A 1,004-nucleotide genomic window follows, 5' to 3' on the forward strand; every position below is an offset into this window, starting at 1 on the left:
CTGGACGACGCCGGCATCAAGGGCAATGACGAGCTCTGCGCGACCATGGACATGGTGGTGGCGGCCGGCGGCGGAGAGCGCGACGAGGCCGTCGACACTGCAATCCTGGCGGCCTCCGAAACCCGCAACGATCGCGACGTGCTGCTCAACGAGAAGCTGACCACGGAATTGCGGCCGACGCTGTTCCTGGCCCAGCTTTCGAACCTGCTCGCCGGCAACATTTCGATCGTCCACAAGGTCACCGGCTCGTCCCGCACCTTCATGGGCGAGGAAGGCGCAGGCGTCTCCGCCGTCGAGACGGCCGCCGCGCGCATCCGCTCCGGCCAGTCGACCCATGTCCTGGTCGGCGGCGCGTTCCAGACAGAACATTCCGACATGCTGCTCGGCTATGAGCTTGCCGGTTACCTGCATCGCGGCCCCTGGAAGCCGGTCTGGCAGCGGCAGGGCGCCGAAGGCGGCGGCGTGGTCACGGGCTCCAGCACAAGGAAAGCGCCGCCGGAGCCCGTGACCACGCCGCCACCGCGGCCGAGAAGGAAGTGCTCGACGCCAACCCGGCGCTTGCCGTGCGCGCGTTCTCGACGCTCACCGGCCATATGAAGGAAGCGCAATTCCCCTTCGCGGTGGCGCTTGCGGCACTCGCCGTCGACCGCAAGGCCGGTTACCCTGTCTTCGATGCCACAGTGGAGCGGCCATTCGAAGGCGCGCCCAATTCCGTCCTTGCAACCGCGATCGGCTATCACCAATTCGAGGGCCTGGGGCTGATCAAAGCCGCATAGATTTGTTTTATGCAATTCCGTACGGAAAACCGCGACACGCTTTTCCCGGAATTGCTCTAGACCGAGGCACACAAAAACATGGCCAATCTCCGCGATCACATGGGCAGGCCGGTCGTCGCCGTGACCGGCATCGGCGTGGTGACCTCGCTGGGCGTCGGCAAGGCAGACAACTGGGCGGCGCTGACCTCCGGCAAATCCGGCATCCACCCGATCACCCGCTTCCCCGTC

1 protein-coding gene and 1 pseudogene are annotated in these 1,004 nt (G+C 65.8%); both read left to right on the forward strand.

Annotation, left to right across the window (positions count from 1 at the left end; translation table 11 throughout):
* Positions 1-776 (forward strand): annotated as a pseudogene (locus EOA38_RS37635) (beta-ketoacyl synthase N-terminal-like domain-containing protein); the annotation flags it as partial.
* Positions 777-854: 78 nt separating this feature from the next.
* Positions 855-1,004: beta-ketoacyl synthase N-terminal-like domain-containing protein (locus EOA38_RS37640; RefSeq protein WP_281060184.1), on the forward strand; the 150-nt coding region annotated here is incomplete at its 3' end.

The organism is Mesorhizobium sp. M1E.F.Ca.ET.041.01.1.1, assembly GCF_003997355.1.
GTDB lineage: Bacteria > Pseudomonadota > Alphaproteobacteria > Rhizobiales > Rhizobiaceae > Mesorhizobium.